The following is a 23,171-nucleotide window of genomic DNA, read 5'->3' as shown; positions in this document are numbered from 1 at the left end:
CGGCGCTGCAGGACGCGGGCTCCATTGCGGCGCTTCTGATCACGGCGGAAGCCATGATCACCGACGTTCCGGCGAAGGAAGCCGCACCGGCAGTTGGTGGTGGCGGCGGCGGTGGCGGCGGCAGCATGGGATACTGAGACCTTGGCGTCCGGAGAAGCCCGTGCGTGAGCCGACGCTGCTTCCGGTATTCGGCAGACTTAGGGTCAAGCCGCCGGTCGGCGTTGCGGCCACGCCGGGCAGGAGAATGAAGAACGGGGTACCCCGCATGCGGGAGGGCATCTCACGGCACGGGGGCCTGGCTTTGAAGGTGTGCGTGGTGCTGTGGACAGTCGTTGGCCTGGCGGCAGTCTTTGTCATTGTGCAGGCCTGAACCGATCGACACAAATTGGTGCCGGCAAAAATGAATAGGACGCGACTATGGCAAACCGCTACGCGTTTCGCATGGAACGCCCGGACAGCTGGACCGTTTTCGACGTTTTCACCGGCCAGCCCGCCGAGTCCGATCACAAGATCATGGTCGGCATCAATGCCGGCGAAGCGGACGAGATGGTCGGCCGGCTGAACGATGAAGACGCCAAGCGGCGGGAACAGGCCGGCCGCTGAGCTAGCACACCGGCGAGCAAATTCGCCGGAATGATTCGCTAAGCACCTGTGCGGGGCGTACAGTCCGTTGTCGCCGGCCACAGAACAATGGGCACCGGCGCTTGAGAGCGTCCATCGTACTCCCGCCCCCTCGATGGGAGCCGCATTATGGACAACGATCAATCGGCCGATGTGATTTCGACTTTTGACTGCAATATCCTGCGTGACGCGTTCAGAACATCGGTCATTGAAAAGCAGATCCCCGAGGATCAGTGGCAGGCATACGCCGCGCTTTTGATCCGCGACTATACCGGCAACTCCGATTTTAATCCGGCGTTGCTGGCCTGGATCGTGCGACCGTAATTTTATCGCCGTGCAAGGTGCCGGGGCGGACAGCCGCTCCGCGCTCTCTTTCATTTTTGCCTAAAAGGATAATAAGCATGAGGTACATGAAAACTCCGGACGCTCCGGCCATACCGGTCAAGCCAATCGTCGAAACTGGAAAAATCCTGTCGAAGCGGCTGACGATCAGAAGCGACGAAGCAACAAGACGAAAGTCCGCCGACACCGACGGCACGGTGCGGCGGGCGCGTCAAATTGCGGAAAGCAACCGCCTGATTTGATGCCCCTATGTCCCTTTGGGCAAAACCCGGACATCACCCGATGCCTTGGTACAACGTTCGCGTCATGCCGGAGAGCGACATTCGGTCATTCTATCGATATGTGAAGTCGCTCGGTGATCCCGGCGCCTTCCTCCCGAGAACGGCGAGACCGGGGGAAGAGCCGAGGACGCCCTTCGTCACGCTGGAGCCACCGCAAATGCCGGAACCTTGTTCACGCGACCTGGACTGCGGCGTGGGCGAAGTTTGCTCGGCCGCACCAGTCCGCCAATGCGTTAAGAAGTAGGCACCTTGGGCAGCGGCCCTCTTAAGACAGCCGACCCCAACTACGCGGTAGGGCGAAACCTTAAGTTTCGGAATAGTAGCGAAGGCCGCCCTCGGGCCAGACGTCAAGTCAGACCGTCAATGATAAAGCTTAGGGTGAGCGCCTCGCGGATCGCCTGTGGATTTGGGCTTGACGTTTTTCGGAATCGCCAGGGCATGAGTTCCTCGATCTGGGTCTGCGGATGGCCGTTTGATGATGGCGTCGAGGGTTTCGGCGAGGTAGGCGACCGGGTTGACGTCGTTTAGCCTGCAGGTGGCGATGGAGGCGAGCAGCGCCCAATTTTCGGCCCCGACTTCGTGACCTGCAAACAGGGCATTTTTTTCTGGTCAGGCATACTGGCCTGATCGCGTTTTCGACCGGGTTGGTGTCGAGTTCCAGGCGGCCATCGTCCAGGAAGCGGGTCATGCCTTGCCAGTGGCCGAGCCCATGCCGGATGTCTTCGGCCAGGCCAGAGCCGGAGGAGATCATCGATAGCTGCTTTTCGAACCATGGTTTCAGGGCAGCGATGATGGGCGCGGAATGCTCCCGTCGGGCGGCAAGCCGGGCTTGAGGTGATGCGAGCATCCGCGCGTGATCCGCACCCATTACCCCTACGCCGATAATTCCAACGCGTATACTCAAGTTGACCTCCGTATTATTCCAATGCGTTCAGTCAAGCCAGCCTGTTGTCCGGGCTTTTCCGGCCTCGTGCGAGTCGGCGGCCGCCTGGATGAATTTCACCCAGCGCAGCCCGTCGAGCACGTTCGGAAACAAGATCGTGACTGCCTCCGCATGAACGGTTGCACGGTACAACGCGGTACGCGATGCCGTTTCGTGAGACGCTTCTCGCAATGAATCCTGGCCGGCTCCGCGGGCGAAAGCGCGTCAGAGAAGCAGCCGCTGGTCCGTTGTAGGCAAGATGCGGATCATATCCGCAGTAGGATGAACCTGCCGTGCCGGCGTGTCTATCTTCTGAGGCTGACCGGTGCTGGCGGCGCGCTCAATGGCAAGCAGGGCGCGCACGTCGGCAAATCCTTCTCCACCGTCGGCTTCAGGCGGTTGTGCATTCAGGATGCAGTCGGAGAAATACGCGGTCTGTCCGGCGAAATGGTCTGTCTGCGGGAACGTCGTTTCGGTTCTGATGTCGCCATGCCGAAGCTTCATTTGCACGGCAGTCTCGAAACGGAAGCCAGGTTCGGCTGTTACGCTCCCCTTCGTTCCGGCCACGTGGTAAAAATCCGAATTGTCCGCGCCGAAGCTGGCAATGAACTGTGCAAGCCGGCCCTCGGGGAAGCGCAACGTCACGGCAATGCTTTCCTCTACCTCCCCGACTGAGGCGCTGCCGAAACTCCTTACCGCGACTGCCTCGATCGGCTCAGTGGCAAAGATATGGCGCGCGGCATTCAGGCAATAGACGCCGATGTCCTGCAAGGGACCGCCCCAATAGGCGGCCTTGAGGCGGTGATTGTCGGACGACGCTACGAAGGAGAAGACCGCGGCAAAGATGCGGGGATCGCCGATCTCACCGCTGCGGATGCGCTCCAGCACCTCGACAGTGCCGGGCTCGTTGTGCAGCCGATACGCCGTCATCAGGTACGCTCCGCTCTCATTGGCGGCGGCGATCATCGCCTCGCATTCCGCCTCGGTCGTGGCCAGCGGCTTCTCAACGAGCGCGTGCTTGCCGGCTCTCAGGGCTCGGATCGCATAGTCGGCATGCATGGAGTTCGGCAATGCCACGTAAACTGCATCGGCGACGTCCGATGCGAGCATCTGGTCGTACTGCTCATAGCTGAAGACGTGTTCCACGCCGTAGAATTCGGCGAGCTTAGCGGCGTTTTTGGCCGAGCCGCTGACGATCGCCGTGATTGTCGAGTTTCCGGTCTGGGACACACCGGGCATAAAGGCTTCCTGTGTGATCCAGCCCGCGCCCACCACGGCATATCGTATCTTTCTCAATTGCTCCTCCCGAATGGGATCACTCCCGGCACTCGTCTAAAAATGGTCACGCCGTGGCCAGCGGAGCGTCTCTGAGGCCTGACGGCAGCGGTCGATTTGAGCCAGTCGCTCGATGGGTCTGTTGTCGCCTCTCAGGGGCAAAGGCGGGCAAGAGTCATCCCTCGCCCGCCGCAGAGTTGCGCCCCCCGCCTACTTTCCGATGCAGGTGTCGGCGGTTTCGGGGGTGCAGACGTCGAGACCGGTGTAGGTCGGGTCGGCCGGCGCGGGCTTGCCGTCCTTGATGTCCTTCAGCGCCAGCATGGTCTTGTAGCCCATTTCGAACGGCCGCTGTCCGACCTGGCCGAGCGACAGGCCTTCCTTCATCTGGTCCATCTGCACCGGCAGCGTGTCGGCGACGACCAGAGCCAGCTCCTTCTTGGCGATCTTATCCTTGTACGGCTCGACCGCAGCGCGATTGGCATCCGGTATGAATTGCGGAAAGCCGCCTGTCGGCACGAAGGCGTCGAGGTTTGGCGTCTTCGCCATGAAGTCCTGGAACTGCTGAACCGACAGAGGGAAGTCGTCGTTGGTATAGAGAGGGCAGCCCGGTGCTTCCGTCCAGCCGTTCTGGCCGGTCAGGGCATCACCTGGCGAGGCAGCCGACTCCTTGCCGGCCAGCGTATCGCGTATACCCTTCATGCGCTCATTGTGGTTGGCCGCGGCAGCTCCGCCCGACTGGATACAGATGGTACCGCCTTTCGGCTTGATGGTCTGCACGATCTTGGCGAGGTTGACGCCAATTTCGTAATTGTGCGTGCCGATATAGGCGACACGCAGGTCCTTGTTCTCCGGTAGCACATCCGAGTCCCAGGTAAGCACGGGAATGCCCGCTTCCCTGGCGGCCTGAAGCGCGACGGCCATTGCCGCGGCGTTCGACGGGGCGACGGCGATGCCGTCGACCTTCTTGGCCACCAGGTCCTGCACGATCTGCACCTGCTCCTCGCCGCCGCCATGCTCGCCGGGGCCGATATACATGCATTCGATCGCGCCGCTGGATTCGGCTTCGGCCTTCTTGCAGCCGTCACGAGCCTGGTCGAAGAAAGGATTGTTCATGTTCTTCGGCACAAGGGCGAAGACGTATTTCTGCTGGGCATAGGCCTGCCCTGCCATCAGCGCGGAAAACGCCACGGCCGCCGTCAGAATGTATTTTTTCACCTGTTCCTCCACTTTGTTTTGACGTCCACTATCCCCGACGGCTTGCGGCCGCCGGATTCTATTTGCGCTTCCAGGTAAACATACCCTCCAGCGTCGCCCGCAGCGACTTGCCCGAGGTCTGCATGCCGAGAAGCACGGCAAGAATGATGAAAGCCCCGACAAAGGCGCCCTGCCAGTTCGAATCGATCCCGGCCATCAGCAGCGCGTTGCGGATGACCTCGAGGAAGGCCGAACCGATCACAGCGCCAAACGCGGTTCCGTAGCCGCCCATCAGGCTGGCCCCCCCGATGACGGTGCCGGCGATCACCCTCAACTCGTAGCCGGTTCCCATCGCGTTGATGGCCGAGCCGCTGTAGCCGAGCAGCAGCAGGGACGCGATCGATGCGGTAAATGCGCAGAAGACATAGGCCTGGAATTTGATCCAGTCGACGGGGACGCCGGTCATCCGCGAGGCGTTCTCGTTGCCGCCGATCGCGAAGAGGTGGCGCGCCCAGGCGGTGAAAATGAAGACGGAGCCGACGATGAGCGCGAGGATCACCATCACCCAGAACTGCGAGGACAGTTCCGGGATCCAATGAGGCACCCAGCCGTCAGGCGTGTGCCTCGGCCATTTGGCCTGGCCGATGGCCTTGACGATCGGCGCATCGGGTCCGAACTGGTAAAGCATCTGGTTGCCGGACAGCACGACCGCCAGCGAGCGCGCGATCGACAGCATGCCTAGCGTCACCACGAAGGACGGCATGCCGATATAGGCCACGAAGAAACCGTTAAAGGCTCCGCAGGCGATGCCTGCGAGCAGACCCGCGCCAAACGCCACATACCAAGGCTGGTGCCAAGTGAGCAGCAGGCCGGCGACGATCGCGACCAGCCCCATCACCGAGCCGACCGACAGATCGATGCCGCCGGTGATCAGCACCACCGTCATGCCCAGCCCCATGATGGCGATAGGTGCAAAATTGCGGGTGGTGTTGGTAACGTTGTCGACCGTGCCGAAGCTGGGCTCCAGCCACGTCATGAAGACCACCAACACGAAAAGCGCGATCGCGACCCAGAAGGCCTGGCTGGCGATCATCTTCTGGAAAACGCTCTGCTCTATTATGCCGACCACATCACCGATGGACGCATGGCCTTCCTTCAGCATGTCGCTCTGGCTATGCATCACGGATTGCTCCCGTAATTAGGCCGGTGATCTCCTCCGGCGATGTCTTCTCCGTCGCCTTGTCGGCCACTTTCGAGCCGCGTCTCAGCACGATGATGCGGTCGCAGACCGCGAACACATCGGGCATGCGGTGGCTGATCAGCATTACCGACACATTTTGCGATTTGAGCCGCCGGATCAGCTCCAGCACCTCGGCTACCTGGCGGACGGAAATCGCCGCGGTCGGCTCATCCATCAGCACGAGCTTGGAGTTGGATAGCCGGGTGCGGGCAATGGCGACCGCCTGCCGCTGGCCGCCTGACATTTTTTTGACCAGATCGCGCGGCCGCGTCTCCGACTTCAGCTCCGCGAACAGTTTTGCCGAGCGGTTGATCATCGTCTGCTTGTCGAGCACGCGGAGCGGCCAAAACCCCTTCTTCATCTCGCGGCCGAGAAAGACATTTTGGGCGGCCGTCAGATTGTCGGCCAAGGCCAGATCTTGATAGACGACCTCGATCCCTTCGCCCCGTGCCTCGATCGGCTTGTGGAAATGGCAGACCTTGCCGTCCACCGCGATTTCGCCGTCGGAGGGTGGGAAGTTCCCCGCAATCAGCTTCACCATGGTCGATTTCCCGGCACCGTTGTCGCCCATCAGGCCAACCACCTCGCCGGCAGCAACCGCGAAGCTAACATCTGACAAGGCGCGGATAGCACCAAAGCTTTTCGAGACGCTTCGTACGTCCAGCACAGACACATTCTCCTCCCTGTGCGACGTCGACTTGAGCACTCAGCCGACGTACCTCTCTCCGGCTGCAATCTATATTGCAAAATGTACAAACATGCAACGTTTATTTCAGACGCATGCGGGGCGGCGACCAACTCTCCCTCGCATCAGTCTGTTCGCAGCCACTTGCTCTCCCGGGCCGAGCCCTGAATTGCCTCCACGAGTTCCTGGATGCGTTGGCCGGCCCGGAAGCCGAAAGACTCGTCTCGCTTCCCGGCGATCGCATCGACGAACCGCGCAATCTCGATAGCCTTCAGATCGTTGAAGCCGAGCTGATGGCCTGGTGCGACGCAGAAGAATCCATAGGGATCGTGATCCGGACCGGCCTCGATGCGCCGAAAGCCACGCCGGCCGCCGGGATCGGCCGTGCTGTAGAAATGCAGCTCGTTGAAGCGCTCCTGGCTGAAGACGAGCGCCCCCTTGGTGCCATAGACCTCGAAATCGTGCTGCATCTTGCGGCCGGTGGCGACCCAGCTCGCTTCGATGCTGCCGGATGCACCATTGGCAAAACGCAGAAATGCGCGACCGATGTCGTCGACCTCGATGGTCCGGCGCCCGCCTCGGCCATCCTGACGGCTCGCTATGACGGTGACGGAATCGCCGAGGACCCGTTCCACCGAGCCAAGCAGAAACTCCGCCGTGGCCAGAGCATGGCTGCCCAGATCCACCAATGCGCCACCGCCGACAGGATCGTGCCGGAAGGTAAATGGGCTTTCCGCATCCGCCATGTAATCCTCGGCGTGAATGCCGCGATAGCTGCGGATCTCGCCCAACTCGCCCGCGCGGATCATCTTCCGCGCCAGCGCGAGCAGCGGGTTGCAGAGATAATTGAACCCGACCTGCGTCCTGACGCCGGCCGCTTCCGCCGCCTCGGCCATCCGTCGGGCATCCGCCGCAACGGGCGCCAGCGGCTTCTCGCAATAGACGTGCTTGCCGGCGGCAATGGCGGCGAGCGCCATCTCCTTGTGGAAGGCGTTCGGCGCCGTGATATCGATCATATCGATCTCCGAGTCCTCGACCAGACGCCTCCAGTCCCCGCTCGCCCGCGCGAACCCCAAGGCCTGCGCCGCCTGCGCGGCGAGGTCATCGGTTCTGTCCGCAACCGTGTGGAGCACCAGTTCGTAGGGAAGATCGAAGACACGTTGTGCGGCAGCAAAGCCGAACACATGGGTCTTGCCCATGAAGCCGGTGCCGATCAGGCCGATTCTGAGTTGAGGTTTTTCACCGGCCATTCAACGCGGCTCCGTTTACCACCAGCGCCGAGTCAATCCGCCCGGCGAAAAAATCGAGCACGTTCCGCACGGACGAGATCGCCATGCGTTCTCCGCATTCGGCGGTGAGCCCGGCTATATGCGGCGTCAGAATCACTTGGTCGAAGCCGAAGAGCGGATGGTTCGCGGCAGGCGGTTCATCGTCGAAGACGTCGATACCGGCTGCGGCGATGCGCCCCTCTCGCAGCGCCGCGATCAGCGCCGCCTCGTCGACCACGCCGCCCCGCGCAGTGTTGATGAGTACGGCAGTCGGCTTCATCGCCGAGAGTTCCATTGGCCCGATCACCGGGCGCTCGGCCTTGGGTACGTTGACGGAGATCGCATCGGCCCAGGCGAGTCCCGTTTGCAAGTCGCTCACCGACGCGACCGGCCCCTCCGGCCAGCCTTGCCTTGCAAGGAATGGATCATATGCGCGCACGTTCATGCCGAATGTTGCCGCCATGCGCGCCAAGTGGCGGCCGATCCGGCCGAACCCGAGGATCAGCAGTCGCTTGCCCGCGAGTTCGTTTGGCTCCAGCCGGTTGCGCCAACCCCATTCGTTGTCGCGGACCGAACGATCCGCGCGGATGAGCCGCTTGGTTGCCGCCAGCAACAGCATCATAGCGTGCTCGGCCACCGACACCGAATTCACGTCGCCGACTATCGCCAGCGCGATACCACGTTCGTTGAGAGAAGGCAGATCCACGGCGTCGTAGCCGACGCCATGGCGCGAGACGATCTTCAGTCTCTCGGCGCGTGCGACGGTCGGAGCCGACAAGGGCTGGGTGCGGATGACGAGACCATCGGCCTTGCCGATCAGAGGTGCATAGCTTGGCTCGGAGACATCTTCGACATAGTCGTAGGTGACGCCGGGCGACCCATCGAGAAGTTCGATGCCGCTCGGATGAAGCTTTCCGGCGACCAGGACGTGGGGCATCAATAGCCTCCCTTGCCGGCTTCGGCCGGGACGGCTTTCGCACCCGTCAATTCGCGGAAGCGAGCGACACTTGCCTGCGCGGCGGAGGCAAGCAGTCGGGAGTCACCCGAGATGGTTGTCATCTCGAAACCCCATTCGACGGCACGTGCGGCGTAGTCGGCCGTGCCGCAATGGAGCGCGGCGCGTTTGCCGTTCCTCTTGCAGGCCGTAACGATCGTCCGCAGAGCGGCGATCATGTCAGGCTCCTCGCGATCGAAGGACGGCGCGAGACGCCCCTGGTGCAGGCTGAAGGTCAGGTCTGCGGGACCGACATAGATGCCGTCGAGCCCTGGCGTTGCGGCGATCGCATCGAGATTGCGCATTGCCTCGGCGGTCTCGACCATGGCGAAAGCCAGGATCTCGTCATTGGCCTCGGCCGCGTAGTTGGCACCCGCCGAGAAGTTGGCACGCGTCGGCCCAAAACTGCGCTGGCCGGCCGGCGGATAGCGCAGGTAGCTGACGAGCTGAGCCGCCTGTTCCGGCGTGTTGATCATGGGACAGATCACGCCATAGGCGCCGGCATCCAGCACCTTCATGATGATGCCCGGCTCCACCCACGGCACGCGCGCCATGGGCACCACCCTGGATGCACGCATCGCCTGGAACATCGGAAGCAGCATCGAATAGTCGAGCGCGCCGTGCTGGACATCGATGCTCACGCTGTCATAGCCCTGCGCGGCCATGATCTCGGCGGTGAATGGATTGCCGATCGAAAGCCAGCCATTGATCGTGGGCCGCCCTTCGGCCCAGATCTGCTTGAGCTCGTTCTTGATCAAGGCGGCCTCCTCAGAACACGATCTGCGCAAGCTTGGTGTCGAGGTAGTCACCGATACCTTCGCTGCCGCCTTCGCGACCCATTCCGGAATATTTCGTGCCGCCGAACGGAGCCTCGGACGCGGCAAGAGCGAAGCTGTTGATGCCCACCATGCCCGCCTTGAGCTCCGCGACAACTCGCCTGGCCCTGTCTGGACTGCGGGTGAACGCATAGGCCGAAAGCCCCACCGGCGAAGCATTTGCTCGCGCGAGCACCTCGTCGTCGGAGCTGAATCTGGCGATCGCCGCGATGGGTCCGAAGTTCTCTTGGGCAAAGACCGTCATGTTGTCGGTAACGTCACTGAGAGCGGTGGGCTCATAGAAATGGCCCGCATTGAACGAGGCGGCGCGACCAGCTCCGGTCGCTACTTTTGCTCCGGCCCCCACCGCGTCGTCGACGATGGCTTCGATCTCCGCAAGCCGGCGGTCGCTGATTAGCGGTCCCATCTGAACCGAGGGGTCGAGGCCGTCGCCCAGCTTCAATGCTCTTGCGCGTTCGACGAAGCCTTCGACGAAAGAGTCGTGGAGGCTTTCGTGGACGAAGAAGCGATCAGGCGTCACGCAGACCTGCCCGGCATTAGCGTATTTGGTTGGCACCGACAGGTTGAGCGCAGTGTCTAGATCTGCATCGTCGAAGACGATCAGCGGCGCGTTGCCGCCAAGCTCCATCGACACCTTCTTCACCGTGTCGGCGGCATCGCGGATCATTTGCTGGCCGACTCGAGTGGAGCCGGTCAGCGATACCTTGCGGACAGCAGGCGAAGCCATGATGGGCGCATAAGTCGTGTCCGTCAGGCCGATGACGAGGTTCACCGTGCCGGCAGGAAGCCTGCCGGCGCGCATGCAGTCGACCATCACCATCGCCACGCCGGGAGTCTGGCTCGACGGACGGATGATAGTCGAACAGCCGGCAGCTAGCGCCGGCGCCACCTTGCGGGCAACCAGAGCAGCCGGAAAATTCCAGGCCGTGAACGCTGCCGCAACCCCGACCGGTTCGCGCAGGACCTCAAACCGGCCGCCCGGTACGCGGCTTTCGATGACTCGACCATAGATGCGCCGCGCCTCTTCGGCATACCAGCGGAACTGGTCGATCGAGAGTCCCCATTCCCGCTCAGACTGGGCGATTGGCTTGCCGGTCTCGGTCGAGATCATCCGCGTCGCTTCGTCCTTGCGGCGGATCATCTCGTCGGCGATGGCGTGAAGCGCGTCAGCCCGCTCGAAGGCGCTTTTGACTTTCCAGGCGGCGAAGCCGCGGACCGCACTTTCCAGAGCCTCCTCGGTATCGACGAAGGCGGCAGATGGCGCATTCCCAAGTGACTCTTCTGTGACCGGGCTCAGGACCGTGGAGGTGGCATTTCCGAACGCCGGTCGCCAACGACCATCGATAAACAATCCGTATTTCGCGTACATGGCTTATCCGATCTCGCTGACCTTCACGGAGCGGCCTTCGACCGCCGATTTCATCGCCGCTTCGGCCAAGACCAGAGCGCGGCGCCCGTCCTCGAAACCGACCAGCGGCCGCTCGGCCTTCTCGACGCAGGTAACGAAGGCGTCGATCTCGGCATCGAACGCTTCGCGGTATCGCTCGATGAAAAAGTCGAGGTAGGGCGTGGTGGCTTCGGCCCGCGCGGCCGAGTAACGGCGCAACTCATGAGGCTTCCGGTTGCCGCTGATCACCATGCCGGTGCTGCCCAGAAGCTCGACGCGCTGGTCGTATCCATAGGTTGAGGTGCGGGAATTGTTGATGTGGCACTGCTTGCCGCTTTTGGTTCGCATCACGACCATGACGCTGTCGTAGTCGTTTAGTTCCTCCATCATCGCCGGGTCGATCAGCCGGCCTCCTATGGCGAACACCTCCTCCGGCTCCTCTCCCAGCATGAAGCGGGCGAGGTCGAAATCGTGGATCGTCATGTCGCGAAAAAGCCCGCCCGCGACCTCGTAGTAGGAACGGGGCGGCATGCCAGGATCACGCGAGGTGATGATGACCTGGTGCAGGTCGCCGATCTCGCCGGATCGTACGGCGTTCCACGCCGCACGATGACCGGGGTCGAAACGTCGGTTGAAGCCGATCTGGACCGGCACGCCCTTGGACAAAATTGCTTCGGCGCAACGGTTCACCCTTTCCAGACTAAGATCGATCGGCTTCTCGCAGAGCACGGGTTTGCCAGCGGCCACCGCCTTTTCGATGTAGTCGGCATGCGTGTCAGTCACCGTCGCGACAAGGACCGCATCTACATCTGCCGAGGCAAATACCTCGTCGGCGGATCCCGAAGCGCGAACGCCGTGCCGCGCCGCGACAGCCTCCGCGGACGATTCGTCGATGTCATAGACGGTGGCCAGTTCCGCACGGGGATGCGCGGCGATGTTTGCCGCATGCATCCTACCTATCCGACCACAGCCGAGCACAGCAATCCTGAGCAAGAAATCCTCCCGGTTTGAATTTTTGCAATGATCGTTGCAAACATATTGATTTGTCAATGGGCATTCCGTATAGATTTGGAAAGACCGTCGTTAGGGAGGAGACAAAGATGACCAGGGCCACCGTCCGTCTGACCATGGCACAGGCGCTCGTGCGCTATCTGTGCAACCAGTTCACGGTCGTCGACGGCGAGAAAGTTCCGCTTTTTCCGGGAGTCTTCGCCATCTTCGGGCACGGCAACGTGACGTGCCTTTCTGAAGCACTCGAGGCGGTGAAGCACGTGCTGCCGACCTGGCGCGGCCAGAATGAGCAGTCGATGGCGCTTGCAGCGATCGGCTTTGCAAAGGCGAAGCGCCGGCGCCAGATCATGGTTGCGGCGACCTCGATCGGTCCGGGTGCGCTGAACATGGTGACGGCGGCGGGTGTCGCCCATTCGAACCGGCTGCCGGTGCTGATGCTCTCAGGCGACACCTTCGTCAGTCGCCGGCCCGATCCGGTCATGCAGCAGGTCGAGCACTTCGGCGACCCAACCATCAACGTCAATGACGCCTTTAAGGCGGTCACGCGCTACTGGGACCGCATCGTCCATCCCGAGCAGATCATCTCGTCGTTGCCGCAGGCGGTTGCGGTGCTGCTTGATCCGGCCGATTGCGGGCCTGCCTTCATCGCTTTGCCGCAGGATGTGCAGGAGATCGCCTGGGATTATCCCGAAGCCTTCTTCGAACAGACGGTGAATGAGGTGCCGCGCCCCCGGCCCGATCGCAGCCGGCTCGCCGAAGCGACCCGCCTCCTCAAAGGCGCAAAGCGGCCGCTGATCATCTCGGGTGGTGGCGTGCGTTATTCGGGTGCCGAGAAGGTTCTTGGCGATTTCGCCAAAAGGCATGGGATCCCGCTCGCGGAGACGATTGCCGGCAAAGGCACGGTTACGCACGACCACCCCGCGCATGTCGGACCGATCGGCATCGTCGGCTCAACCTCCGCCAACGCGCTGGCGGCGGAAGCCGACGTGATCATCGCCGTCGGCACACGGCTCATGGACTTCACCACCGGATCCTGGAGCGCCTTCTCGGCCGACGCAAAGTTCGTCTCGATCAATGCCGCACGCTGGGATGCCACCAAGCACCGGGCGCTCGCCGTCGTCGGCGACGCGCTGGAGACGGTGAGCGAACTCGAAGGTGCCCTCGGCGACTGGAAAGCGGAGAGGGCCTGGACAGACAAGGGTCGCATCGAGTTCGCCAAGTGGAACACGATGCTTGACGGCTTCCAGAAGCCGACCAACGAGCCGGTCCCGACCTATGCGCAGGTCGTAGGCGTGGTGAACGCCAAGGCGGGCGAGCGTGACCTGCTGATCACCGCGGCCGGCGGACTGCCCGGCGAGGTGATGAAGAACTGGCGGGTGAAGGAACCCAACACTTTCGACTGCGAGTTCGGCTTCTCCTGCATGGGTTATGAAATCTCTGCCGGCTGGGGCGCGGCCATGGCCGACCCTACCCGCACGCCGATCGTCATGATCGGCGACGGCACCTACATGATGATGAACTCCGACATCTATTCGTCGGTGCTCGCCGGCCACAAGATGATTCTCGTGGTATGCGACAATGGCGGCTATGCGGTGATCAATCGGCTGCAGAACGCCAAGGGCGGCGCCTCCTTCAATAACCTTATCAAGGACTGCCGGGTCAAGGAGCCGTTCTCGGTCGACTTCGCCAAGCACGCGGAAGCCATGGGCGCGCTGGCGCGGCGTGTCGAAAGCCTTGCCGATCTCGGCCAAGCGATCGAATGGGCGAAGACCACCGACCGAACCACCGTCATTGCCATCGTATCCGACGCCTTCAGCTGGACGCCCGGGGATGCATGGTGGGACGTCGGCGTGCCCGAGATCAGCGGGCGCCAGCAGGTCCGCGACGCGCATGCCGCGCAAACCGAAGGTCGCAAGAAGCAGCGCGTGGGTGTCTGAACCGTTCGGGCGCGCGGGGGCGTCCCCTGCCGGAACGATGCAAAACTCCCTGAGCATTGTTCCGGCAGTTTTTTGTCGCTGCGCAGGCAGCCAGCAGCATTCGAAAATCATGATTGGAGATGACGATGAGAGCCAAGCTTGGCATCGCGCCGATCGCCTGGTGGAACGACGACCTTCCCGAACTGAGCGACGACGTCTCGCTGGAGGAGTGCCTGCGGCAGGCCCGTGAGGCCGGCTTCACCGGCATGGAGACTGGCCGCCGCTTCCCGATGGACGCGGCCGTGCTTGAGCCCATCCTGAGGCAGCATGCCATGAGCGTCTGTGGCGGCTGGTTCTCCGGCCGCTTGCTGGTCGGCAATATCGATGAAGAGAAGGACCGCATCGCCGCGCAGATGGAGTTGTTCAAGGCGACCAACGCGCCCTGCATCGTCTATGGCGAGACGGGTCGCACCATTCAGGGCGACCGCGGAACGCCGCTGGCTATGCGCCCGCGTCTCGACGACGATCAGATCAAGGCCTACGGCCGTAAGCTCACCACTTTCGGCGAATGGTGCGCGGGTCAGGGCATGCCGATTTGCTACCACCACCACATGGCCGCGCCGATCGAAAGCGAACAGGACGTCGATCTGCTGATGAAGCATTCCGGCGAGGGTCTGCCCCTGCTCTACGATGCCGGCCATATGGCCTTTGCCGGCGGCGACGTGCTGCGGGTGGTGGACAAGCACCACGCCCGCATTTCGCATGTACACACCAAGGACATCCGCCAAGCGGTCGTGGACGGGCTCGACCGCAGCCGGGAAAGTTTTCTCGACGCAGTGGTAAAGGGGGCCTTCACCGTACCCGGTGACGGCTCGCTCGACTTCGAGGCGATCGTGAAGCGGCTGGCCTCCTACGGTTACGAAGGCTGGTTCGTCGTTGAAGCCGAGCAGGATCCCGTCAAAAGTCCGCCACTCGAAATGGCGAAGATCGGGCATAAGGAATTGCGGCGCGTCATGGCCGCGGCTGGCTACACTGTGGAGAGCTGAAGTATGAATCGCATGGATGGAAAGGTCTGCGTTGTCACGGGTTCAACGCAGGGGTTGGGAGCGGCCATTGCGCGCCGGCTGGCGGAAGCCGGCGCTGCCGGTCTTGTCACTCTCGGCCGCAACGAGGCGAAGGGCCGTGCCGCGGCCGAGGCGATCACGCACGACACCGGCGTGCCTGTCCACTTTGTCAAGGCCGATCTCGGCAAAGTCGAAGATTGCCGAAGCGTGATGGCGGAGGCCGAGCGCGTTCATGGCAAGATACATGTGCTGGTGAACGCCGGTGCCCGCACGGACCGTGGCACCATCCTCGATACCTCGCCCGAACTTTTCGACGCCCTGTTCGCCGTCAACGTGCGCGGACCCTACTTCCTGATGCAGGAGGCCATCCGCCGCATGATCCGCGACGGCATTGAAGGCGCCATCTGCAACATCGGCTCGATCTCGGAACATGCCGGCCAGCCTTTCATCAACGTTTACTGTGCCACTAAGGCGGCGCTGGCGACGCTGACCCGCAACACGGCGTTTTCCGTGATGAAGAACCGCATCCGCGTCAACCAGCTTGATGTCGGCTGGATGGCCTCCGACCATGAGCGGGAGTTACAGGCGAGTGAGACGGGCGATTCCAATTGGGAAGCGAAAGCGGTCGCAAACCTGCCCTTCGGGCGCCTGATCGACCCCCGCGAGGTCGCGCGGGCGGTAAACTTCCTTGTTTCGGACGATGCCGGGCTCATGACAGGTTCGGTGGTGGATTACGACCAGACAGTCCTTGGTGCCGCATCCGGCCCCATGGCCGTGCCTGAAAAGGCGATGGCGTTTTAACCTTCCGACACCGATTGAGAATCGACGGCCGGAGGATCGCCGGTGCTGCGACAGGTTTCGCGGTTTGGAGTCCCTACCGCTCGGTAACCGTTGGAATGCGGGGATTGACTGCGTTGTTCTGAAGCCTGGCCGCCAAGGCCACGGTCAAAGCCTGGGCAAGACACATAGGAGCCGCCAGCGAGCGCGAGAAAGTGTATTCGTGCTCCGGAACGGCGAAGAGAACGCGCGCGCTCTTGGCCAATGGAGACAGCGTGCTGTCCGAGATCGCCACGATGGGTATACCTCTCCCCGCGGCTTCTTCCACAACATTGACGACCTCGTTCGCATAGAAGCGGAACGACACCGCAAACAGCAGGTCCGTCTTCCGCATCGCGCGGGCCATATGCGTGGCCAGTCCGCCGCCCGGATCCAGGAGCACGCAGCGCTTACCCAGCATGGTCAGTATATAGCGAAGGAGTTCGACGACCGGTGCCGAGCGAAGTTGTCCCATCAGATAGACGACGTCGGCCTTCTCGAGCAGGCTAACGGCTTCCGCCAGATCCTCGGGCTGAATACCGGTGAGCATCTCTTTCAGGGACGCGATGTCACGGACGACCAGATCGTGCATGAATCCCATCTCGCTGCGATCCGTCCGCTCCCCCAGTTCCTTCTCCAACGCCTTGACGCGGGCTTCGAAGCCAGGAGCCGCGGTGGACAATCGTTTCTGGAAGAGGCTCTGCAGGTCCTTGAACCCCTCATACCCCAATGCTTGGGCAAATCGGACGAAGCTGGACGCGTGAACGCCGCTGCCTTCCCCGATCGAGTTCACCGATCGCACCGCGACGTCATTCGGATTTTGGGTGAGATACAACGCAATCTTCTGGTACGACTTGCTCATCCCATCATACCGGTCGTGTATCACGCGGATGAGATCCTCATAGTCCTTGGGAGCCTCGACCTTCTCGTCCACGATGCACATCCTTGCAATTCTTGTTGCATGATGGCGTCTTTGAAGGTTTTTGACCAGCAGAGAGTTGTCAACTCTGTCATGGGGCCACAAGTTGTGACTTCCGGTCGTACTGCGCAGGTCAGCTTCGCGCTAGAAAAACGGATCGGAGCGCCGAAGAGTGCGCATCGCGCGTCCGCGCACCAAGAGGGCTGCGACGGGTCCGTGCGAAGGAGACGCGTCAGAGGAGCAGCGGTTTCGGACAGGCTTAGGAATAGAAGGCCGGAAAGTCGACCGCTCCACCGCCCTACCAAAAGGCTTCGCGGCGGCGAAGATCTTTGCCGACGCCGCCCACTACGACTTGGAGAATACCTGCTGCCTTATGCGATCCGCAGAGTTACCGATCCGGAAGCAAGCCTCATAGTCTTCTTGGAGAGCACATATCGCGCCGCCGCAGACCTCGCGGACTGGGATTCAGCCGGTCTCGAATGTGCATTCGGGCAACCTCTGCGACCACGGGCTCCGCAAGTGCTCTGTCGCGCCGACGTTCGCAACGGCAAGTCCGTCCTACGACCCTGAAAACATCATCGGCTGCGCTTCAGCGGTACTGCATTTGGTACTGCATCGCCAACTTAAATCCCATTAAGCTTTGATTTTTATTATCTTTTCCGGATCAGTCCGTCCAGTCCATCATCGTCCCGACTCGCAATTTCGAGTTCGTGGTTGCTCGATCTCGATTTGTTGTCAGGCCGCTTGCCGACGATAGCAAAAGAACGCCTCCTCGATAGGGGGTCTTGCGATGTAGCGGTCTAGCGACTCGGCCCCCCACATTTGCAGCGGAATATTCTGTGAGTATCATTTGTCCGATTTACACGTCGCTGTTCGCTTTTGCCGAACGAACTATTGAGGCAGCTTCCGCACAAAGCCACATCCTATTATGGCAGGATGATCTCGCCCTGTTGGGATGATATGGATATGCGGATCTGGTTGCACTCATGGCAACATAGCCCTGTTTCTTTGCCACGAAGCTGCCGAAGCAACTGCCTATTTTGGCTTCGCGCGGCTGCGGCTTTTGCGCGCCGATATCTCCGAGGCAGCGTCTATGAAGAGTGACGCGATTTCCTATCCGCCGAGAGGACTCTCTCGCGACGAAGCCGCACGCTACGTCGGTGTCGGATCGACGCTTTTTGAAGAGATGGTTGCTGACGGGCGCATGCCGAGACCTAAACACATCAACAGTCGGGCCGTCTGGGACCGTGTAGCGCTCGACATCGCGTTCACCTCGTTACCCGACAAAAACAACGGTCTGCAACAGCTTTTGGAGCGGAGCAAAAAGGAAGCAAGGAGATAGAATAGGCAGCTTGCGCATACGCTGCTGGCGTAATAAAGTCGCGGGCTCGTACGGAACACGCGACGTGAACGATCGTGAAAAGCTTGCGCAAGAAGTTAAAATTTGGCGCGCCAAGGCAGGATTCACGGCCGAAGCCGCAGCCAAGGTGCTTGGGATACCCAAGCGCACATTTGAAGGCATTGAGCAAGGCAGGGGCTTCCCTTACCCGTTGCTCCTTCGGGTCGCCATGGAGAGCAAAGGCCCTTCGCCTCCGGCGACGATCGAGGTGCCCCGGCGCTTGGAACAGCAGAAGGCTGGAAGGAGGGCTTAATGGGCCGGCCATTCAAGGATGACAAATATCCCGGAGTCTCGTCGCGCCTAAAAGGCGGTAAACTCGTCTATCGTTACCGCGGCAAGGGAAAGCCCGAAATTCGGCTTCCAGGCCGGCCGGGTGATCCAGAGTTCGAAGCCGCCTATGGACGGGCAACTCAAGGCCAGAGTCAGAAGGCCGTGATCATCGACTTGCCTGGACGGGCGTTGCCAAAGACTTTCGGTCATGCTGCCCGCCGACTTGAAACGACGATGGAATGGCTGGACTTCGACCAAGCGACCCAGCAGAAGAATGCTCGGCTTATTGAACGCTTCCTTGAGATGAAGGTCGATCCCGCCTATCCGCTGACCTGGCGCGACACGCCGATCGAGCATCTCGATGCCGACCGTCTGCGTGCGATTATCGAAGGCGTCTTTGGCACCAGACGGACAGTCGCAAAGCACCTGCTGGTAGCGATCAAAAAGCTCCTTTGGGTGGCGATTGACGTTGAGAAGTGGATCAAGCCGCAGGACGATCCTTCGCTGTCAATTCGCGTTCGCATTCCCAAATCGACGGCCAATCCCGGGTGGCCGATGGCCATTCGTGAAAAGTTCGAGGCGCGCCATGCGGTCGGCTCGGCGGCGCGCACCTGCTATGCCCTCGGCTTCTGGCTCGGGAATAGACGCGGCGATATCGCCACACTGGAATGGGAAGATCTGGTCAGCGAGGAAATCGAACTGTTCGATGGCTCGCTGGTTTTGATCGAGGCCTTCGAGTTCCGGCAGAAAAAGAACCGAAACCGCCACGGCGGCAGGGAAGTGTTTATCCCCGTCGTGGACAAGCTGGCGCAGGCTCTGGAGCCGCTAGACCGTTCGAAAGGTGGACCGGTATTGAGGAATGGCTATGGGCGTCCGTTTGCGGAAAAAAGCCTCACCGGCATGATGGCACATTGGAACAAGCAGGCCGGCATTCCGGAGGGCTACACCCTGCACGGGCTCCGGCGTACCTTCGGCACGTATCTCGCCGAATGCAACATCCAGGCACGCGCCATTATGGAAGCGATGGGACATTCCTCCATGACGGTGACGGACGCGTACGTACGGGAAGCCAACAAGAAGCGGATGGCCGTCGATATCGCCCGCGCGATCAACGAGCGGGAGGCGAAACGCGACGCCATAAAGCAGCGGACACCGCTTCGCGTCATCAAGTGAATGGTTTCAATTCGGACCGGTGCAGGGCGGCTTATCGGCCGCCCTTTTTTGTTGGGCCCATAATCGGCCCAAAACGTTTTGGGCCGAGGCCACTTTTTCGCACTAAAATCAAAGATCTTGGTGGGCCCGGAGGGTATTCAGAAAGCCATAAAAATCAATTGGTAAGAGATCAGTGGGACTTCAGAGCATTCAAATCTTTTCCAATATTTTTCAATGTTGTTGTCCCACTCAGAAGTGCCTCAGTCCACCAAGCCGACGCACTGAACGCCTCACTCGGAAGGGAGGTTTGCGCAAGGTGAAAGGAAGTCGCGTCGTGTGCAGCCTTCCTGAGAAAGGTCGCGGTAGAGCCAACTGCTGACGCTCAGCGCGAAGACATCAATGTCCTGTTATGGGGCCGTCAGAGGACCGGCCGCTTCTCGCGCCCAGAAAGCGATAGCAGACATGCAATAGGTGGTACAAAAGTCTCTAGCGTGACCCTTTCGAGACATTTGCGTGCGGCATTTGCGTCTCGAAAGCGGTTCTACAGTGCTACCAGCACCAACGACCGTCTGCGGTCGTTCAGAACACGGGTTACCGTCTCTAAACGGATATTGGACCGGGCAGCCGCCGGAAATTGATCGAATGGAGGTGATCGCCTGTCAGGAGGCGTTCAAAAACGACCTACGACCGCGATCTTCATCGCGGCCGTTTTCATGGTGTCATTCCCGGCTATGCTGACAAGTTCTTTATGATCGGCAGCTTGCGGATCGTCTTGCCCGTCGCCGCCCGTAGCGCGTTGGCGACGGCCGGGCCGATCGGCGGCACACCGGGCTCGCCAACGCCCGTGGGCGGCTCGTCGGACGGCACAATGTGCACCTCGACGCGCGGCATCTGCTCGATCCTGAGCGGCGTATAGGTGTCGTAGTTCTCTTGGTCTATGACACCGCCCGTCAGGGTCAGCTCCTCCTCGAGGATCGCGCCTAGCCCGAAGCCGATACCGCCCTCCATCTGAGCGCGGATCTGGTCAGGATTTATCGCGGTGCCGCAATCTACCCCGCAGACGACGCGGTCGACTTTGAAATCATTTGCATCGTTGAAGGTGATCTCCACCACCTCGGCGACATAGGTCGAGAGGCTTTCATGCAGGGCCACGCCGCGGAAACGGCCTTCCGGCAGAGGCTTGTCCCAGCCTGCCTTCTCAGCAGCCAATTTCAGCACGCCGGCATGCCGTGGATGGTGACCGAGCATCGACAAGCGGAAATCGACCGGATCACGGTTCGCAGCGGCGGCGAGCTCATCAATCAGGGTTTCCATTGCGTAAGCGGTGTGGGTGGAGCCTACCGAACGCCACCACAGCACTGGGATGTTCACGTCCGTCGTGGTCAGCTCGACCTTCAGGTTCGGGATCGCATAGGGCAGGTTGGTGGCGCCCTCCACGGAGGTCGGATCGATGCCGTTCTCGATCATCGCCGCAAAGGGCGAACCGCCCGCGATCGATTGGCCCACGATGTGGTCATGGAGAGCGACGACATTGCCTTCCTTGTCGAGCCCCGCCTTGACTGCGTGCACATAGACCGGCCGGTACCGCCCACCCCGCATGTCGTTCTCGCGGGTCCACTGCACCTTCACTGGCTTGCCGGGTCCCAGTGCACGCGCTGTGGAAACAGCTTCGATAATGAGATCTGCGTCCGAGACCGCTCGGCGGCCGAAGCTGCCGCCGGTCTTCATCACGTGCAGCCTCACCTTGTCCGGCGTGGTGCCGCCTACTTGAGCGGCAGCCGCTTGATAAAGATCGGGCATCTGGTGTCCGCCCCAGACGTCGATGGTGCCGTCTTCGTTGATTCGGGCGGCCGCGTTGAGTGGCTCGATCGAAGCATGGACAAGATAGGGGAATTCGTAGTGCCCTTGGATGACTTTCTCAGCACTGGCCAACGCTGCGGGAGTGTCACCGTCGTCGCGCGCGGTGGCCGCGCCCGGATCGTCTGCTGCCTTAGTGTATTCGGCCATGATCTCGGCCGTGCCGCGCCTTTCGGCCTTGTCTTCGTTCCAGGTCACCTCCACGAGATCGCGGCCCTTGAGCGCCGTCCACATGTCCCTGCCGACCACGGCAATGCCGCGCGGCGTCTGGACGACATCGACAATGCCGTCGAGTGCCTTGGCCTTGGAGGCGTCGAAGCTCTCGATCTCAGCGCCGAATTTCGGCGGATGGATCATAACGGCCGTATTGAGTCCATCCATCTTGAGGTCGATCGTGTAGGTCTGCGCGCCATTGGTCTTGCCGGCGGAATCGTAGCGCTTGAGGCTGTCCGATCCGATCTGGGCCCACTTGTCGCGCGGCTTTAGCGGCACGTCGTCGGGAACCGGCATTCCCGCTGCGGCTTCAGCCAGGTCACCGAAGCGCGCCTGCATCCCTGAGGCGTGCGACACGACCCCGGAAGCGACTGTGATCTCGCCGGCTGGCACGTCCCACCGCTGCGCCGCGGCCGCCACCAGCATGGCCCGTGCGGCAGCACCCGCCTCGCGGTAGCGCTCCCACGACGAGCTCATCGACGTGGAGCCACCGGTTCCCTGCGCGGCCCCTCCCCAGGCGAGATTGCCGTAGAGCGCGGTATTGCCATATCCGCCGACCACGTGGACCTGCGCCCAGGCGCCGTCGAGCTCTTCCATAACCAGGGTGGCGATGCCGAAATAGGAGCCTTGTCCCATCTCGAACTGCGACGAGTGGACGACGATTCGGTTCTCCGGTGTGATCTCGACATAGGTCTGGAAGGGGTTCGCCTGGACCGTTGCAGGCGTCGTTTGTGCGTTGGTGGGCGCGGCCATCATTAGCCGGTAGCCCACGGCGAGGCCCGCGGTGGTGACGGCCGTGCCGAGGAGGAACTGGCGGCGCGTAGGCCCCACGGCATTATGCTTCGGGAGAAACTGCAACATGCCTCAAGTCTCCAGCCGGTTGGCGGTCTCGTGGATGGCCGCGCGGATGCGATGATAGGTGGCGCAGCGGCAGAGATTGCCGCTCATCGCCGAATCAATATCATCGTCCGTCGGCTTCGGCGTCTCTGTCAGGAGGGCCACGGCCGACATGATCTGGCCAGACTGGCAATAGCCGCATTGAGGTACGTCGAACTCGGCCCACACGGCCTGGACCGTTTCGCCGATCTTGCCCGACACGCCCTCAATGGTGGTGATCGAGGCTCCTTCGATGTCGCCGACTGCGGTCTGGCACGAGCGCGTCGGCATGCCGTTAACGTGAACCGTGCAAGCGCCGCACTGGGCAAGGCCGCAACCGAATTTCGTTCCTGTGAGTCCGATGCCGTCACGGATCGCCCAGAGCAGCGGCATCTCTGGATCGACGTCGAGTGTTCGCGCCTCGCCATTGAGGGTAAAAGCGACCATGGTTTGCTCTCCTTGTCCTGAGCTGGCTATCTCGTTGCGCCTCCGCCCGGCTAGGAACCGGATTCTTATTGCTGAGGCATAGCGACCACAGACTAGGATCGCGCAGCTCGAGCAACAAGCCGCTAGCTGGCAATCGCGAGATCGTGAAGTGGCTCGTGTCGAAAGGCTGGAGGCAACTGAATGTCA

At 61.5% G+C, this 23,171-nt stretch carries 23 protein-coding genes and 1 pseudogene; 11 read left to right on the top strand and 13 right to left on the bottom strand.

Annotated features, from left to right (window positions below):
- The first annotated feature begins 160 nt into the window (after nucleotides 1–160).
- The 4 genes from NKH33_RS18560 to NKH33_RS18545 all read left to right on the top strand — a co-directional run bounded on the left by NKH33_RS18560 (nucleotide 161) and on the right by NKH33_RS18545 (nucleotide 1,205).
- Nucleotides 161–370, top strand: a complete 210-nt coding sequence (locus NKH33_RS18560) for a hypothetical protein (RefSeq protein WP_352920924.1) — start codon at nucleotides 161–163, stop codon at nucleotides 368–370.
- 47 nt (nucleotides 371–417) lie between these two features.
- A complete protein-coding gene (locus tag NKH33_RS18555) occupies nucleotides 418–603 on the top strand; it encodes a hypothetical protein (RefSeq protein ID WP_352920922.1) in 186 nt (61 codons plus the stop codon).
- Between the two features lie 147 nt (nucleotides 604–750).
- On the top strand, nucleotides 751–945 hold the full coding sequence (locus tag NKH33_RS18550) for a hypothetical protein (RefSeq protein ID WP_352541462.1): 195 nt from the start codon (nucleotides 751–753) through the stop codon (nucleotides 943–945).
- 77 nt (nucleotides 946–1,022) lie between these two features.
- Entirely contained in the window at nucleotides 1,023–1,205 is a 183-nt protein-coding gene (locus NKH33_RS18545; RefSeq protein ID WP_352541463.1) for a hypothetical protein, read from the top strand.
- Nucleotides 1,206–1,591: 386 nt separating this feature from the next.
- On the opposite strand, the pseudogene NKH33_RS18540 reads toward NKH33_RS18545, so the two are convergent.
- The 10 genes and pseudogenes from NKH33_RS18540 to iolG form a co-directional block, all read right to left on the bottom strand.
- Nucleotides 1,592–2,079, bottom strand: a pseudogene (locus tag NKH33_RS18540) (IS66 family transposase); the annotation flags it as partial.
- Between the two features lie 312 nt (nucleotides 2,080–2,391).
- Nucleotides 2,392–3,441 (bottom strand): Gfo/Idh/MocA family protein, encoded by a 1,050-nt coding sequence (locus NKH33_RS18535; protein WP_352920920.1) that lies wholly within the window; start codon nucleotides 3,439–3,441, stop codon nucleotides 2,392–2,394.
- A 210-nt stretch (nucleotides 3,442–3,651) separates the two neighbouring features.
- A complete protein-coding gene (locus NKH33_RS18530) occupies nucleotides 3,652–4,656 on the bottom strand; it encodes a substrate-binding domain-containing protein (RefSeq protein WP_352541465.1) in 1,005 nt (334 codons plus the stop codon).
- 58 nt (nucleotides 4,657–4,714) lie between these two features.
- On the bottom strand, nucleotides 4,715–5,815 hold the full coding sequence (locus NKH33_RS18525) for an ABC transporter permease (RefSeq protein WP_156937342.1): 1,101 nt from the start codon (nucleotides 5,813–5,815) through the stop codon (nucleotides 4,715–4,717).
- Complete coding sequence (locus NKH33_RS18520; RefSeq protein WP_352686825.1) at nucleotides 5,808–6,548, bottom strand: ATP-binding cassette domain-containing protein; 741 nt, start codon at nucleotides 6,546–6,548, stop codon at nucleotides 5,808–5,810. The genes NKH33_RS18525 and NKH33_RS18520 overlap by 8 nt, the downstream gene beginning before the upstream one ends.
- Nucleotides 6,549–6,685: 137 nt before the next feature.
- Nucleotides 6,686–7,810 carry a Gfo/Idh/MocA family protein gene (locus NKH33_RS18515; RefSeq protein ID WP_352920917.1) on the bottom strand — a complete coding sequence of 375 codons (1,125 nt, stop codon included), beginning with the start codon at nucleotides 7,808–7,810 and terminating at the stop codon, nucleotides 6,686–6,688.
- On the bottom strand, nucleotides 7,800–8,765 hold the full coding sequence (locus NKH33_RS18510; RefSeq protein WP_352541468.1) for a hydroxyacid dehydrogenase: 966 nt from the start codon (nucleotides 8,763–8,765) through the stop codon (nucleotides 7,800–7,802). The genes NKH33_RS18515 and NKH33_RS18510 overlap by 11 nt, the downstream gene beginning before the upstream one ends.
- Nucleotides 8,765–9,580 (bottom strand): HpcH/HpaI aldolase family protein, encoded by an 816-nt coding sequence (locus NKH33_RS18505; protein ID WP_352920914.1) that lies wholly within the window; start codon nucleotides 9,578–9,580, stop codon nucleotides 8,765–8,767. Before NKH33_RS18505 ends, NKH33_RS18510 begins: the two co-directional genes overlap by 1 nt.
- Nucleotides 9,581–9,590: 10 nt before the next feature.
- The gene (locus NKH33_RS18500) at nucleotides 9,591–11,027 is read right to left on the bottom strand and encodes an NAD-dependent succinate-semialdehyde dehydrogenase (protein WP_352541470.1); all 1,437 of its coding nucleotides are present in this window, start codon (nucleotides 11,025–11,027) and stop codon (nucleotides 9,591–9,593) included.
- 3 nt (nucleotides 11,028–11,030) lie between these two features.
- A complete protein-coding gene (gene iolG, locus NKH33_RS18495; protein WP_352541471.1) occupies nucleotides 11,031–12,038 on the bottom strand; it encodes an inositol 2-dehydrogenase in 1,008 nt (335 codons plus the stop codon).
- Between the two features lie 107 nt (nucleotides 12,039–12,145).
- Between iolG and iolD the strand changes: the two genes are divergently transcribed.
- From iolD to NKH33_RS18480, 3 genes are all read left to right on the top strand, one after another.
- Complete coding sequence (iolD, locus tag NKH33_RS18490) at nucleotides 12,146–13,993, top strand: 3D-(3,5/4)-trihydroxycyclohexane-1,2-dione acylhydrolase (decyclizing) (protein WP_352541472.1); 1,848 nt, start codon at nucleotides 12,146–12,148, stop codon at nucleotides 13,991–13,993.
- A gap of 125 nt (nucleotides 13,994–14,118) precedes the next feature.
- Entirely contained in the window at nucleotides 14,119–15,018 is a 900-nt protein-coding gene (gene iolE, locus NKH33_RS18485) for a myo-inosose-2 dehydratase (RefSeq protein ID WP_023676597.1), read from the top strand.
- A 3-nt stretch (nucleotides 15,019–15,021) separates the two neighbouring features.
- Complete coding sequence (locus NKH33_RS18480; protein ID WP_352920911.1) at nucleotides 15,022–15,837, top strand: SDR family oxidoreductase; 816 nt, start codon at nucleotides 15,022–15,024, stop codon at nucleotides 15,835–15,837.
- A 73-nt stretch (nucleotides 15,838–15,910) separates the two neighbouring features.
- On the opposite strand, the gene NKH33_RS18475 is transcribed toward NKH33_RS18480, so the two are convergent.
- On the bottom strand, nucleotides 15,911–16,786 hold the full coding sequence (locus NKH33_RS18475) for a MurR/RpiR family transcriptional regulator (RefSeq protein ID WP_352449995.1): 876 nt from the start codon (nucleotides 16,784–16,786) through the stop codon (nucleotides 15,911–15,913).
- Nucleotides 16,787–16,813: 27 nt separating this feature from the next.
- On the opposite strand from NKH33_RS18475, the gene NKH33_RS18470 reads away from it, so the two are divergent.
- The 4 genes from NKH33_RS18470 (at nucleotide 16,814) to NKH33_RS18455 (ending at nucleotide 19,613) form a co-directional block, all read left to right on the top strand.
- Nucleotides 16,814–17,341, top strand: coding sequence for a DUF5996 family protein (locus NKH33_RS18470; protein WP_352920909.1), 528 nt, complete (start codon nucleotides 16,814–16,816; stop codon nucleotides 17,339–17,341).
- Nucleotides 17,342–17,864: 523 nt separating this feature from the next.
- Nucleotides 17,865–18,113 (top strand): helix-turn-helix transcriptional regulator, encoded by a 249-nt coding sequence (locus NKH33_RS18465; RefSeq protein WP_352816193.1) that lies wholly within the window; start codon nucleotides 17,865–17,867, stop codon nucleotides 18,111–18,113.
- A 64-nt stretch (nucleotides 18,114–18,177) separates the two neighbouring features.
- Nucleotides 18,178–18,423, top strand: a complete 246-nt coding sequence (locus NKH33_RS18460; protein WP_352541475.1) for a helix-turn-helix domain-containing protein — start codon at nucleotides 18,178–18,180, stop codon at nucleotides 18,421–18,423.
- Nucleotides 18,423–19,613, top strand: a complete 1,191-nt coding sequence (locus tag NKH33_RS18455; protein WP_352541476.1) for a tyrosine-type recombinase/integrase — start codon at nucleotides 18,423–18,425, stop codon at nucleotides 19,611–19,613. Before NKH33_RS18460 ends, NKH33_RS18455 begins: the two co-directional genes overlap by 1 nt.
- A 708-nt stretch (nucleotides 19,614–20,321) precedes the next feature.
- Here NKH33_RS18455 and NKH33_RS18450 read toward each other — a convergent pair.
- The gene (locus tag NKH33_RS18450; RefSeq protein ID WP_352920906.1) at nucleotides 20,322–22,523 is read right to left on the bottom strand and encodes a xanthine dehydrogenase family protein molybdopterin-binding subunit; all 2,202 of its coding nucleotides are present in this window, start codon (nucleotides 22,521–22,523) and stop codon (nucleotides 20,322–20,324) included.
- 3 nt (nucleotides 22,524–22,526) lie between these two features.
- Nucleotides 22,527–22,985, bottom strand: coding sequence for a (2Fe-2S)-binding protein (locus NKH33_RS18445; RefSeq protein WP_352467057.1), 459 nt, complete (start codon nucleotides 22,983–22,985; stop codon nucleotides 22,527–22,529).
- Nucleotides 22,986–23,171 lie beyond the last annotated feature (186 nt).

The organism is Mesorhizobium sp. M1182 (assembly GCF_040318335.1).
In the GTDB taxonomy this organism is placed as follows: Bacteria; Pseudomonadota; Alphaproteobacteria; order Rhizobiales; family Rhizobiaceae; genus Mesorhizobium.
Note: the sequence above shows the minus strand (reverse complement) of the source record. Positions and strands in the feature narration are given on the sequence as shown.